The sequence below is a fragment of the Dendrosporobacter sp. 1207_IL3150 genome, from assembly GCF_036763085.1.
GTDB lineage: Bacteria > Bacillota > Negativicutes > DSM-1736 > Dendrosporobacteraceae > JBAIYU01.
The window spans coordinates 1-14,083 of the sequence record NZ_JBAIYU010000026.1 but is presented as its reverse complement, the minus strand read 5'-3'; the positions used below and the strand labels follow the sequence as shown (position 1 = coordinate 14,083).

The following is a 14,083-nucleotide window of genomic DNA, read 5'->3' as shown; positions in this document are numbered from 1 at the left end:
TTACCTTGATCGTTTTTTATGTTACTATGCTATCTGGAGTAGACATATAGCATAATAAATGCTGTAGCATATTAGGAATTTATCTGCTGATGAGGGTAAGTTCTAGTGTTACTGTTTTTGTAGCATTGTAAATTGAGAGAGGTGGCAAAATGACAGGTATTTTTCGTACTAAAAGTATCAGTATGCTTAAAGAAGTAGCAGAGGCTAAATCCTTAAAAAAGACCCTTGGTGCATCGGACTTGATTTTACTGGGTATAGGTTGTATTATCGGTACTGGAATTTTTGTACTCACAGGGGTTGCTGCAGCTAAATATGCAGGTCCTGGTATCATGCTTTCATTCGTATTATCCGGTTTAGCATGTGCTTTCGCAGCATTAGCATACGCTGAATTAGCCGCAATGGTTCCAGTAGCAGGCAGTGCTTATACTTATACCTATGCGGCGTTAGGTGAGATTGTTGCCTGGATTGTTGGGTGGAATCTTATCCTGGAGTATTCAGTAGGCTCTAGTGCGGTTGCTGCTGGATGGTCAGGTTATGTTGTAGGATTACTTAAAACGGGTGGTATCGAACTACCAAAGGCCTTCACGGCAGTTCCAGCAGATGGTGGTATTGTGAATCTACCAGCAGTGCTTATCTCATTGTTTTTAAGTATGCTGTTGGTACGTGGTACAAAAGAAAGTGTTACCCTAAATAAGATTTTAGTAGTAGTTAAGCTTGCAGCAGTCTTTATTTTCTTAGCCTTAGCCGGACCTAAAGTTAATCCTGCAAATTGGTCTCCATTAATGCCATATGGATTTGCGGGTGTGGCAAGCGGTGCTGCAATTATATTCTTCGCTTATATTGGATTTGACGCTGTAGCCACGGCGGCAGAAGAATGCCGTAACCCAAATCGTGATTTACCAATTGGTATAGTTGGCTCACTAGTAGTTTGTACTATCCTTTATATAGTTGTAGCAGGTGTGTTAACTGGTGTTGTACCATATACTGAGCTTAATAATGCCGAACCTGTTGCTTACGCTCTTCGTGCAATTGGATATAATATTGGTTCTGCTTTGGTAGGGACTGGTGCAATTGCAGGTATTACCACAGTACTTTTAGTCTTGATGTATGGTCAGACTCGAGTGTTTTTTGCAATGTCCCGTGACGGTTTAATTCCTGCTGGAGTATGCAAAATTCATCCGAAATATGGTACTCCGCATATTATAACGATAGTTGCTGGTATTGCTGTGGCATTGATTGCTGGCTTTACACCAATCGGAATAATTGCAGAACTTACAAATATAGGTACACTTTTTGCTTTTGTAGTTTCAGCAATCGGAGTTTGGGTTCTTAGAATTACTAAACCTGAGCTGCATCGACCGTTTAGATGCCCTGCAGTCTCAATTATTGCACCTTTAGCTGTGATTTCATGCGGTTATTTAATGTATAATCTTCCGAGTGAAACATGGATTCGTTTCTTTATTTGGAGTGGTATTGGGTTTCTAGTTTATTTTGCTTATAGTTACCGTAATAGTGCTATGAATAAGTCCAATACTATAGAATAATATGTTTATTGATGGGTTATGTTTAAACATAACCCATTTTTTAATTATATGGTCACTAATACCAAGTCTTTTCTAAGATTAGCAGGATTTCTATATTATTTGATAGAATAAAATTTAAAAATAATGGGTTAGAAGCTAACGAATAGGTGAAGTTATGGATAGTAAAAATAGAGTGACGGTTGAAATTTTCGGCGAGTTATATGCTCTAAAGGGTGATATCAAGCCTGAGAGAGTTATAAAATTGGCTGCAGTGGTTGATAAACGTATGAAAACTATTGCTAAGACTAACTCACAGCTGCCACCCTTAAAAGTTGCAGTTTTAGCAGCGCTTAATTTAGCGGACGAATATACCAAATTGGAACAGGACTATAATCAGCTTATAGAGATGTTAAAGGATAAATAGCTGTAGAATAAACTCCTTTTGTTTGTTTATAATAACAAACAAAAGGAGTGATAGTGTGTTTGAAGCTACAGAACTTGGCAGGGTATTTATACATATAATCGCCCTGTGTGCTATAGCATTGATAACTGTTCGGTTAATGGGAAATCGAACAGTTGGACAATTGTCGCCATTTGATTTTGTAATAATGGTAGGTATTGGTGACATTATCGTGTCGGCTGCTATGGACCCGTCGCTTAGTATATTAAATGGAGTAGAGGGTCTAGTAGCTCTACTAGTTTTGCAGCAAATACTTTCTTACCTATCGCTTAAAAATAATACTTTACGTAAGTGGTTTGAGGGAACACCAGTTACGTTAATAAAAGATGGCAGACTATTAGAAGAAAATTTTTCGAAAACCTATTTTAATTATGATGATTTTCGTCAGGAATTGCATAGACAGGGTATGGATATGACTGATATTAAAGATATAAAATTGGCTCGATTGGAAAGTTGCGGAGTATTCTCAGTAATTAAAATTGAGGATAAGGAGCCGCTCACCAAACGTGACTTTGAGGAGTTTCTAAATAGTGTTCACGATAACCCTCTTAGCCCATTTGGACAACACTGGTCAAAAATAGAGCAAATATCAAATGATTTACAATATCTCACAAAAGTACTTAAAGAACAACAAGCCAGTACCGAACAGAAAGTAATTGAAAAACCGCAGAAAACGGAAGAGCTGCATTAGAAAGAGGAAGGGGGCGCCCTTTCTTTTTTATACGATAAGAAAGTATCAACTTTCTTACATGCATAAGGAGATAAGTATCGGCTTCCGCCATCGCTAAGGCTCGGCGCAAGCCGTGTTTTCTTTAACTATATATGATTTATTATGGTTTGAAAGGAATGAACATTTTGATCGAATTACTAGCTCCGGTTGGAAGTAAAGAAGCCTTAAATGCTGCTCTAGAAGGTGGGGCAGATGCAGTATATTTAGCTGGAAAAATGTTTGGAGCCAGAGCGTATGCACCTAACTTTGACGATGAGCAACTTGTTGAAGCTATTAGAAATGCACATTTGCGCGGAGTTTATGTTTATGTGGCAGTTAACACATTAGTAGATAATAGTGAAATGAGACAGCTTATTGACTATTTAGAATTTCTATATGAAGCAGGGGCCGACGGTATAATTGTTCAAGACATCGGTGTTGCTTATGTTGCTCGCAAAGTCGTACCTGGACTTCCAATACATGCTAGTACTCAGATGACAGTGCACAATCTTGAGGGTGTACAGTTTTTACATAGCATAGGGTTTAGTAGAATTGTATTAGCGCGGGAAGTATCACTGGAAGACATTAAATATATTTGCAGCAATACTGAAGCAGAAATTGAAGTTTTCATCCATGGTGCGCTGTGCATCAGTTATTCTGGTCAATGTTTAATGAGTGGAATGATAGGAGGAAGAAGCGGTAATCGTGGACGTTGTGCACAGCCTTGCCGTTTACCTTATACACTGGTTGATAGTAATGGAATGGATGCTTTAGAAAATAAAGATGCTGGTGAATACTTACTTAGTCCTAAAGACCTGAATACTATTGATTTAATTCCTGAATTAATTGAGGCTGGCGTGAAATCGTTTAAAATTGAAGGACGAATGAAGAGACCGGAGTATGTAGCAACTGTTGTTGACATATATCGACGATCAATAGACGGGCATTTGGCTTATCAAGACCAATTCAAAATTGACGACCAAGAAAGAAAAGATCTAGCCCAAATATTTAACCGCGATTTTACTACTGCGTATTTGAAGCATAGGCCTGGGCGCACTATGATGAGCGATCGGCGTCCTAATAATCGAGGAGTTCGCATTGGGCGTGTTATGAGTTACAATGCTGATAAGAGATTAGCTACGATTAAGCTGGATGAGGCTTTAAATATAAATGACATAGTTGAATTTTGGGTTAAAGTCGGCGGACGTGTTAGTGCAACGATTTCAAATATGAAAGTTTATGACCAAGAGGTAAGCACTGCACCAGCGGGGACAAGTGTAACAATACCTGTGCAGTCGCCTGTAAGAGTAAATGATAGAGTTTTCAAAGTCTTTGACTCAAGATTGATGGAGCGTGCTAGGGCTTTTTTTGCTGGTTCAAGTGCAGTGCGGCGTATTCCGGTAGATATCCAAGTCGAGGTTTCAGAAGGCATGCCGCTTAATATTGAAATACGTGACTCAGAGGGTTTTTATGGGCAGGCTCAGAGCAGCTTTTTAGCGGAAAAGGCGTTAAAACGTCCGCTTAATTATGAAACTATCAGTAAACAGATTGAGCGTCTCGGGACAACTATTTTTGAATTAGGTAATTTAAATTGCGTAGTTCAGGGAGAAGTAATGGTTCCTATAAGTGAGATAAATGATACACGTCGAAGAGCGATAGAGGCTTTAGAAAATGCGAGACTAGCTAAATTTAGCCGAGAAGGTTTGGTAAAAAAGAGCTTCGATCACCGGCTGTCAGAGCAAATTTTCGGAAAAAGTAAAAATAAGACAGTGAGTAATGAATCATTAACAGAGTTAGTTGTTAACGTTGATAATATTCAAAAGGTCGAAAAAGCACTAACAAGCGGGGCTGACATAATAATGTTTGGCGGGGAAAACTTTAGTCATCAGCCTATTACTGCCGAAGACTATCGTAAGGCCGTTGAGTTAGTTCGTAAGTATAACCGAAAAATAATCCTAAGTACGCCGCGACTTGTAAAGGAATGGCAAACTAATATACTCAAGGTGGAGCTAGAATTATTTAATGAACTAAAGCCCGATGCTGTAAGTATTGGAAACTTAGGAACACTGCATTTGGCAAATAAAATGATTAATTTACCAATCCATGGTGATTATCAGCTAAATATATACAATAACGCGACGATTCAGTTTTTGGCTCAGCAGTCTGTTGATAGTGTTACACTTTCACCTGAGCTCAACTTTTCTCAGATCGAGGATATCATAAATAGGAGTGTTTTAGGTACGGAATGTATTGTTCACGGCTATTTAACATTAATGATATCCGAGTATTGTACGTTAGGAAGTTATCTCGGAGATCTGCATACAGGCAAATGCAGTAACGCTTGCGTGAACCATAAATTTTGGCTTAAAGATCGAAAGAATGAGCAATTCCCAATTGTTACAGACCAGTTTTGCAGAATGCATGTATTAAATGCAAAAGAATTAAGTTTACTGCCCCATGTTCCAAGGCTTACTAAACTTGGCGTTGCAAGAATAAGGATAGAAGGCAAGTATAGTAGTGTCGAAACAATAGGGCGAATTACTAAACTCTATAGTGAACTTATTACTAAGGGAGAAAAGCACCCGCTGTTTGAGCAAGACCGGATTAATATGTTAGAACATGAAAACATTACTAGAGGACATTATTTCAGGGGTGTATTGTAAAGGGAGATTGAAATGGATTTATCAGTTTCACGCACTTTGGAGTTTGATAAAATACGAGATATGTTGGCACAGCGCACAAGTTCTTCGCTTGGAAGAGAGTTGGCTGAAGCTCTAGAGCCAGTAAGTGATCTTACTCAAGTTAGGCATAATATTGCCGAAACAAAGGAAGCGTTCGATATTCTAAGTGTCGCTATAAATGCACCATTAGGAGGGATTCGTGATATTAGATCATCTCTCAAAAAGGCGCAAGTTGGCGGCATATTAGAGCCACACGAAATTGTAAGTGTTGGCAGTAATTTATATGCTGCACGGAGAGCAAAGGCATTTTTTAATGACCTGACTGTAACAGTGCCAATACTTTCAGGTATGGCTGCTAACATTGAGGTCTTACGTAATATTGAAACTTTGATAGACAACACCATTAGTGAACAAGGAACAATTCGTGATGATGCGAGTGTTGAACTGCAGCGGATTAGGCGGGAAATAAAAAATTCGCAAATTAAGATAAAAGAAAAACTAGACGCAATATTGCGCTCAACGGAATATCAGAAGCTATTCCAAGATGTTTTGGTAACTATGCGGGGTGATAGATACGTTGTACCTATCAAACAGGAATATCGACACAATTTCCCTGGAATAGTACATGACCAATCAGCAAGTGGAGCAACAGTTTTTATTGAGCCAATGGCAGTTGTAAACTTAAACAACGATATAAAACAATTGATGGCAGCAGAAAAAAATGAAATTGAACGGATTCTTCAAATGCTTTCAGGGCAAATTGCTAATAGTGCGCCAATAATTCATTTTAACTGTGAAATATTGGCTCAGCTCGATTTTGCATTTGCAAAAGCTCGATTAGCTTTTGAAATGAAGGCTGATATGCCACATATAAATGATAAAGGGGTTATTGATTTAAAGCAGGCTCGTCACCCACTGATACCGGATGAGAATGTAGTTCCGATTGATATTAATTTAGGTAAAAAGTTTAACACCCTTTTAATTACAGGGCCAAATACAGGTGGCAAAACGGTGACAATGAAAACTGTCGGCTTATTTGCTTTAATGAATCAGTCGGGATTATTTATACCTGCCTCTAGCGGTTCACAAATGACGATTTTTAACAATATTTACGCTGACATTGGCGACGAGCAAAGTATTGAACAAAGCTTAAGTACATTTTCAGCACATATGACAAACATAGTGCGAATACTAAATCGTGTTTCTCAGGGTGATCTAGTTTTAATTGATGAAGTTGGAGCAGGGACTGATCCGGAAGAGGGAGCTGCTTTGGCTATGGCAATACTAGAACATCTAATTAATAAAGACGCTAAGACAATAGCAACAACGCACTATAGTGAGTTAAAAACATTTGCTTATTCTAGACATGGAATAGAAAACGCCAGCGTAGAATTTGATATACAAACTCTTCGTCCTACGTATCGGCTGCTAATAGGTATACCTGGCAGTAGTAATGCTTTCGCAATCAGCAGACGATTAGGACTGGCAGATAATATTATCGAAAGAGCCAAACAACTTATTAGTACAGACCATGCAGAGCTTGATAGTGTATTAAATGAGCTTGAAGCCCAAAAAATTAAATATGAAAATCTTACTAGGGAAATAAGAGCTCAGGAGCAAAACTTAATTACTCTGCAAAACAGATTAAGCATTGAGCAACAAGAATTTAAGCATAAAAAAGAAAAAATATTGGCTCAAGCCCAAAATGACGCTTCCTCATTAATTAGGCAAGCAAGGCGTGAATCTGAAACCATAATAAGTGATCTTAAAGCACAATTTAACAACAATAACGCTAAAGACAGGCAGCAAGCGATAGATTCTGCTCGCAAAAGGATAAAAGATGGGCTGGCGGAACTTGTTGTTGAAACAGATGTAAGTTCTTTCATTCCAGCACATATTGGCTCTCTAAGTCAAGGAAGTACAGTTTACGTGACTAACTTAAATCAGAAAGGGACCGTTATTTCTACTAGCTCAGATCAGGTCACGGTGCAAATTGGACTTATGAAAGTAAATGTGCCAATCAGTTCGTGCCGATTAGTAGGGGAAGAACATATTACGCGAGAAAAATCAAAAACGAAAACTGTTAATTTTGCCAAAGTTTATGATGTTCAAAGACAAATTGACGTACGGGGAACGACTGTAGAAGAAGCAGAGATGCTGTTGGAAAAATACCTTGATGATGCTATTTTGGCCGGCTTAACTCAAGTAATAGTTATTCATGGAAAAGGAACTGGAGCCTTAAGAAAAGGTGTTAGAACTTATCTGAAAAATCATCATCATGTAAGAGATATTAGTATTGGTGAGTTAAACGAAGGTGGTGATGGTGCTACCGTAGTGCGCCTGACATAATACATAAAAATGATTAGAGGATAGGATGGAGGAGAATAATGATAACTAAGAGCAAAGAGATTGAAGAACGTGCAATTGAAAGAGTTGCTGATTCAATGTGTGTTGCAGCTAGAACAGCTCCAAAAGGTAAGGGAATTGATAATTTAGTAACAATGACGGTTAAAGGCGGCATTAAAAATCAACTCGTTGACGAAATGCGTAGAATTGCTAAATCATCTGGAGCTCAGTTTTTTGAACGTGATGCGAACTGTGTTGAGAAGGCGTCACTAGTAGTGTTGATGGGCCAAAAGGTCAGACCGAACGGAGTGCCTAATTGCGGCTACTGTGGTTATGCAAATTGTGAGGAAAACGCCAAGAAGTCAGGCTTGTGTGCTATAAGTATTGGCGATTTAGGTATTGCAATGGGATCGGCCGTAAGTATTGCAGCCCATAATCATGTTGATAATAGAATTATGTTTAGTATTGGCCGTGCAGCTTTAAATTTAGATTTATTCGAGGAAAATGTAGCAATTGCATACGGTATTCCATTAAGTGTGTCAGGAAAGAGTCCTTTCCATGATCGAGGCTAAATGAAAAAAAACAAGAGGTGTGAGCTGATTAGCTCACACCTCTTTGCTTTTAGAAGCTTGTTTTCCAGTTAAGAAATCGGCCTGTAGATCTCTTTGATTCTTCCTCAGTCTCATTAATAGTTGAATTAGGCGGTATTGGCATTGCTTCAGTAATAGCTGCTGCGGGGGATTCCTTTTTTGTCTCTGATTTTACTTCAGGTTTAGTGTCTATTTTTTCTTGTTTTTCCGGCTTAGAGGTATCATTTTTTTCATTGCTATTATTTGAGCTGTGGCTGCCGCCACTGCCACCTAAGGTGTTGATTAGACCTAATATAGAAGACATATTTGATGGGTTTAGCTTTGATTTTAATTGTGGACTATTGAGAAGCGGCAGCAAAGACATAAGAGTATCCATAGATGGACCGCCACCACCACCACCACCGTCCCCTTTAGTCAATTCGCCGAGAAGTTTTTGAATTGGGCTGCCGGCTGTCGTAGTAGGTACCGCTGAGTTGACGGTGTGAGATTGATTCTTATTTAATATTGTAATAATACATAATAGAGATAGTAAGTTTATTAAGCTATCATAATTTCCCTCAGTTGTATCCAGCATCCTTATAATACTTTGCAGCATTGTCTTGTCAGAGGATCCGTTAGACATAAAGGCCCCCCCTTAAAATAAGCCAGGAATCTTAGGGATGTTTAAATCAGAAGTCAATTTATTCATAGCCGTCTGATTGAGTTCCCGAGATTTTGCCATGGCGTTATTAATAGTCGCTACCAGTAAATCTTGCAGAAGAGCTGAATTATCTGGAGACAGATATTTACTATTTAGTTCAATAGACATGATATCCTGCTGCCCGTTAACACTTACTTTGATAACGTCACCACTTGAAACATCAATACGTTCATTTTTTAACTGTTCTTGAATTGTTTGAACGTTTTGCTGTACCTTCTTAACCATTTCCATCATATTGCCAAGATTTTCAAACATTAAAACAACACCTCCGATAATTTTTATGCCACACTATGCTAGCAGAATAATTTTGTGAGTGTCCAATTTTAATGATACCTAATTTAACTATCTAACATATATTAAGATAGATCATGATTTTGTGAGGAGGGGTCGGGATGCGCTTACGCAGGAATAGAAGAACAATAGAAGAGGTTAATCCTGGGGCGGTTAGCGAATCTAGCGAGTCACCAAATTCTAATATACACTCAAATCAGGATAAAGACGTTAAAATTGCAAAGCCTGAAAAAATGTTGAATTCGCCATTGAGGTTTATTAGAAAGGTTTTAGATAATCCCAATTTTAGTTTTCAATTAATGGTAATTATATTAACATTGGCATCAGAGAATGTTCAGATGGATAGGAGAATTGAAGGGATGACATCAACGGTAGACCGCATAAGGAGCATTGCAGAAGTAATAAACAATACAATGAATTCAGTAAAGGTTGCCGCCGAAGCCCCTAAGACCATTAGACGTCTTTTAGAATAATGCTATTTTAGTTAAAGTAGATTTTTGACGAGTAACACTTCGACAGAATTAGCCATATATTGAAGTAGAAGGGCGGGCGGTACTTAAAAATGTGGTCTAGCAGCACATATTTAAACAGCTGCCCTCAAAAAGATACATTTTTAAGGAGGTAGTATTCGATGGCAAGAGGTTGTGGCGGATTCGGTGGTTCAAGTTCTTTGTGGATAATCATCATAATCATCATCTTACTGTTCTTCTTTGAAGATGACACTACATTTTCCTAATCATACTTAAGTTATAACTAAACAATTTCTTCATTTGTAGGCAAAGAGGACACAATGCTAAGTCAACCCTAAAATCAAACTAACGGAAGCAAATAAAGCTGAAGCTAATGAGAAAGGGGGATAAAGTATGGGTCGTGGATTTGGCTGTGGTGGCGGAAATAGTGCTATTTGGATTATAATTATAATTATCATATTATTGTTCTTCTTTAACGATGATACTTTTGACACAACTCTCTAGTAATGTATATGCACCAAAAAAGAAAACACGCGTAAAAAACGCGTGTTTTTTTATATTACTAATTATTTTTTTTATCTTTATCAGATTTTGGTGGAGGTGGAGCGACTGACTGTGATTCTCCTTTTTCGGACTTAGGTGGCGGAGGCAGAGTTTTGTCAGTAGGTTTAGGTTCAGTTGAAGAAGGGATAGAAGGATCACTTTTATCTTTGTCAGTTGCTTTGTCTTTATCCTTATCTTTTTCCTTGTCTTTGTTTTTTTCATCAGCATCATTTGGCTTATTTGGATCAGTCTTATTCAAATCTTCTGGAGGGGTATTATCAATTGTAACGCCAGAAGGCCTAATGAAATCCCGATAAGGAATTTTGGAAGTGGCTTCGGTCATAAAACTGCGCCAAATTTGGGCTGGTATACTACCTCCGGTTATACCGTTCAAATAGCCGTCATTATCATTGCCTAGCCAAACAGAAGCAACTAGATCAGGCGTGAAGCCAACAAACCAAGCGTCTTTGTAATCACTTGTAGTGCCAGTTTTACCTGCCGCTGGCCTTCCGATATTAGCTGCAGCTCCTGTACCATGGGTTAATACCCCGCGCATCATATCAGTTACTATATAAGCGCTTTTTTCACTAACTACAGCTTTTTCTCGTGAGTTGTTTTGCTCTAGTACCTTACCATTACGGTCAACTATTTTTACTATTACAATCGGTTCGACTTTAATGCCGTTATTTGCAAACACGCCATAGGCACTGGCGAGTTCAAGAGGAGTAACACCTTTTGTAAGGCCCCCTAATGACATTGCAAGATTTCTATCATTTGTTGAACCGTGTAATACTAAAGTAGATATACCCATTTGTTGTGCGTAATAAAGTGGTTTATCTACTCCTACTTGATTTGCAAGTTTTACTGTTGGGATATTTAGAGAATTTTCAAGTGCTGTGCGTAGAGTTACTTTACCATGTAGTTTCCCATCATAATTGACAGGGGACCAGCTTCCGAAGCTAATTGGAGAGTCTTCAATTACCGTTGAAGGACTCATTCCATTCTCAATTGCAGCCAAGTACACAAATGGTTTAAAGGCTGAACCTGGCTGACGTTCTGCCATAACAGCACGGTTAAACTGGTCATTGCCTCGTCCGCCTACCATTGCTTTAATGTGACCAGTTCGCGGATCGATCGCAACTAGGGCACCTTGAGGTTGCTTAATTCCACTTGAATCAGTATATACTGCAGGCAATTTACCCATTGCTCGTTCAGCGGCATGCTGCATATCGAGATCTAACGAAGTGTAGATTTTCAAACCATCTTTATATACAGCATCAGCACCATATTTATCTATAAGTATTTGGGTCACATAATCGACAAAATAGGAGGCAATCTTACCGCCTGAAGAATTAACTTGGCGTGTAGCAAGAGCGATTTTAGTATTTTTAGCTTTTGTTGCCGACGATTGATCAATATACTCATATTTAACCATTTGCTCGATGACGGTATTTTGTCTTTCGGTTGCGGCTTTAAGATTATTTAGCGGTGAATAATAGTTAGGGCTTTTAGGGATACCTGCAAGCATTGCACATTCAGCTAAATTAAGATCTTCTACATTTTTACCAAAGTATAAATGCGCCGCTGCCTGTACGCCGTAAGCGCCTTGCCCGAAATAAATCTGATTTAGATAGAGCTCTAATATTTCATTTTTTGTGTATTGTCGTTCTATTTGCAAAGCTAGAAAGGCTTCTTGAATCTTTCGCTGTAAGGTCCTTTCTTGTGATAGATAAGCATTCTTAGCCAACTGTTGGGTGATAGTACTACCGCCCTCAGATACGCCTCGGTCCATAATATTTGACCAAACAGCTCTCAGAATCCCACGGGGATCAATGCCCATATGCTGATAAAAACGTGCGTCTTCTGCCGCGATAAAAGCATTCTGAAGATTTTTAGGTACCTTGTTTAGTGTAACTGGGACGCGGTTTTCTACCGAGTGGACTGTTGTAATTAAATTACCGTTTATATCGTAAATCTGCGATGACGCAGGTGGTCTTATATCGTTTGTGAGACCAGGCTTTGTGTTAAGGCTAGCTGTTAAAAAACCTAAGCCTGCTCCGGTAATCATTACAATAAATACGATTAGTATAATAGCTATTGGTTTAGTATATCCCTTCTTTGAGTCCTTTCGTTTGTTGGGAACGTCACTGTTGGAGTTCTTCATTGACAACCTCCTTGCTAATTACCATATGACAAACATTATATCATAAAAAAATAAATTGGTAGGAGAATTATTAAAGATCGACAGGAGTTTGTAATAGCGTTAATGTTTATTAATTCTAAAATAAGCACCAATTTTCATATGCTTCCATATAATACATGACAAATATCCCGATTTGGTTAATTTTTGATTGGGGAGGAAAACCCATGAGGTTCACAGTGCGACGAAAGCGAAGGATACCATCAGTAACAGTCATAATTGCGATACTGATTACGCTAATCTCATATACCCTTTGGATAATGGAAATACACCTAAAGCCAACATTGCTTGCTATAGCGGAGGCACGTTCAAGATTAATTGCTACTGAAGCAATTAATAATGTTATAAATAATAAAGTGAGCCAAAGTATTGATCCACAAACTTTGGTCACAGTGAAAGTAGATAGCAGAGGCAGAGTTGTTCTTATTCAGCCTAATACAATGGAATTTAACAAACTAGCTGCGGATACTACAATTAAAGTACAAGAGGCATTGAAAGGTATTGCTGAAGAAAAAATTGCTATACCAATTGGTCAAGTATTGGGCAGTCAGTTTTTAGCGAGTATGGGGCCTAAAATAACCGTAACGATAATACCGATCGGAACTGTTCAAGTAAACGTTATTGATAAGTTCGAGCAAGCAGGTATAAACCAGACGAGGCATATGGTTTACTTAGTCGCGACGACTGATGTTAAAATAGTTGTACCGCTAGTTAGTAAGAGCGTCAGCGTAAACACTCAAGTTCCTATAGCCGAATATGTAGTTGTTGGTGAAGTGCCAAGTACATATGTGCAGTTTCCTTTCCCTCTTCCACATGAATTCAGTGGTAATGACCCAGGTAACGGCAGTGCCCATTAACTATATAGTAGTTTTCACTGGCTAGAAATAAGGTGTCTTATTTCTAGCCAGTGCTTTTTAGGTTTTATGGTATTATTTACAATTGGAGTTTGATTGACAGTGGTCATCATATGTGGTAACCTAGTTAAGTCGTCGTTAAACGGTGGCACAAAATACCAAAAGAAACATATTGACATGATGAATTGGTTGTGTTAATATAGATAAGCTGTCAGATGGCAGCGAGTCAAATAAGGTTGAACGCAAGAACAACCAGTGTTCCCTGAAAACTAAACAATGTAAGAAGAATTAATGCCAGATGTGCGGTGCTCATTGAGCACAAAACGTTAATCGTGCAAACGAATTAACAAAGCAATTTCGAATTATAAAGAGCCATCAAGGTTCTTCATAAATAAATTTTATGGAGAGTTTGATCCTGGCTCAGGACGAACGCTGGCGGCGTGCCTAACACATGCAAGTCGAACGGGGTTACATTCAGCACTGAGTGCTTTTGATTGAGGGATATAGACAGCGCATATGCTGCGGAGGATTGTGAACGATAGTGAACAATCCGGAGTAGCATTACGCCCTATAAAGTGACTAACACAAACTTCAATTTAAAAGAACACTGAGTGCTGAATGGAACCTAGTGGCGAACGGGTGAGTAACGCGTAGACAACCTGCCTTCTAGATGGGGACAACGTTCCGAAAGGGACGCTAATACCGAATGTTGTATT

The 14,083-nt window shown here is 38.6% G+C and carries 11 protein-coding genes and 1 rRNA gene; 9 read left to right on the top strand and 3 right to left on the bottom strand.

The annotated features are described in order from the left end of the window. Positions 1 to 149 precede the first annotated feature (149 nt). The 6 genes from V6C17_RS12965 (at position 150) to V6C17_RS12940 (ending at position 8,291) form a co-directional block, all read left to right on the top strand. Positions 150 to 1,544, top strand: a complete 1,395-nt coding sequence (locus tag V6C17_RS12965) for an amino acid permease (protein WP_333522997.1) — start codon at positions 150 to 152, stop codon at positions 1,542 to 1,544. A 154-nt stretch (positions 1,545 to 1,698) separates the two neighbouring features. Next, a complete protein-coding gene (locus V6C17_RS12960) occupies positions 1,699 to 1,947 on the top strand; it encodes a cell division protein ZapA (RefSeq protein WP_333522996.1) in 249 nt (82 codons plus the stop codon). 55 nt (positions 1,948 to 2,002) lie between these two features. Next, positions 2,003 to 2,674, top strand: a complete 672-nt coding sequence (locus V6C17_RS12955) for a DUF421 domain-containing protein (protein ID WP_333522995.1) — start codon at positions 2,003 to 2,005, stop codon at positions 2,672 to 2,674. A gap of 155 nt (positions 2,675 to 2,829) precedes the next feature. Next, positions 2,830 to 5,355 (top strand): DUF3656 domain-containing U32 family peptidase, encoded by a 2,526-nt coding sequence (locus V6C17_RS12950; RefSeq protein ID WP_333522994.1) that lies wholly within the window; start codon positions 2,830 to 2,832, stop codon positions 5,353 to 5,355. 12 nt (positions 5,356 to 5,367) lie between these two features. Further along, positions 5,368 to 7,722, top strand: coding sequence for an endonuclease MutS2 (locus V6C17_RS12945; RefSeq protein ID WP_333522993.1), 2,355 nt, complete (start codon positions 5,368 to 5,370; stop codon positions 7,720 to 7,722). 38 nt (positions 7,723 to 7,760) lie between these two features. Continuing rightward, positions 7,761 to 8,291 carry a ferredoxin domain-containing protein gene (locus V6C17_RS12940; protein ID WP_333522992.1) on the top strand — a complete coding sequence of 177 codons (531 nt, stop codon included), beginning with the start codon at positions 7,761 to 7,763 and terminating at the stop codon, positions 8,289 to 8,291. A gap of 49 nt (positions 8,292 to 8,340) precedes the next feature. Here the strand turns inward: V6C17_RS12940 and V6C17_RS12935 are convergent, their stop codons facing one another. After that, positions 8,341 to 8,931, bottom strand: a complete 591-nt coding sequence (locus V6C17_RS12935; protein WP_333522991.1) for a hypothetical protein — start codon at positions 8,929 to 8,931, stop codon at positions 8,341 to 8,343. Between the two features lie 12 nt (positions 8,932 to 8,943). After that, positions 8,944 to 9,264, bottom strand: a complete 321-nt coding sequence (locus V6C17_RS12930; RefSeq protein WP_333522990.1) for a YbaB/EbfC family nucleoid-associated protein — start codon at positions 9,262 to 9,264, stop codon at positions 8,944 to 8,946. A 137-nt stretch (positions 9,265 to 9,401) separates the two neighbouring features. Here V6C17_RS12930 and V6C17_RS12925 point away from each other — a divergent pair, with 137 nt between their 5' ends. Then, positions 9,402 to 9,773, top strand: a complete 372-nt coding sequence (locus V6C17_RS12925; protein WP_333522989.1) for a hypothetical protein — start codon at positions 9,402 to 9,404, stop codon at positions 9,771 to 9,773. 559 nt (positions 9,774 to 10,332) lie between these two features. On the opposite strand, the gene V6C17_RS12920 is transcribed toward V6C17_RS12925, so the two are convergent. Continuing rightward, the gene (locus tag V6C17_RS12920) at positions 10,333 to 12,477 is read right to left on the bottom strand and encodes a transglycosylase domain-containing protein (protein ID WP_333522988.1); all 2,145 of its coding nucleotides are present in this window, start codon (positions 12,475 to 12,477) and stop codon (positions 10,333 to 10,335) included. A gap of 203 nt (positions 12,478 to 12,680) precedes the next feature. Here V6C17_RS12920 and yunB point away from each other — a divergent pair, with 203 nt between their 5' ends. Together yunB and V6C17_RS12910 are read left to right on the top strand one after the other, a co-directional pair. Continuing rightward, positions 12,681 to 13,370, top strand: a complete 690-nt coding sequence (gene yunB, locus V6C17_RS12915) for a sporulation protein YunB (protein WP_333522987.1) — start codon at positions 12,681 to 12,683, stop codon at positions 13,368 to 13,370. Positions 13,371 to 13,764: 394 nt separating this feature from the next. Then, positions 13,765 to 14,083 (top strand): 16S ribosomal RNA (locus V6C17_RS12910); the annotation flags it as partial.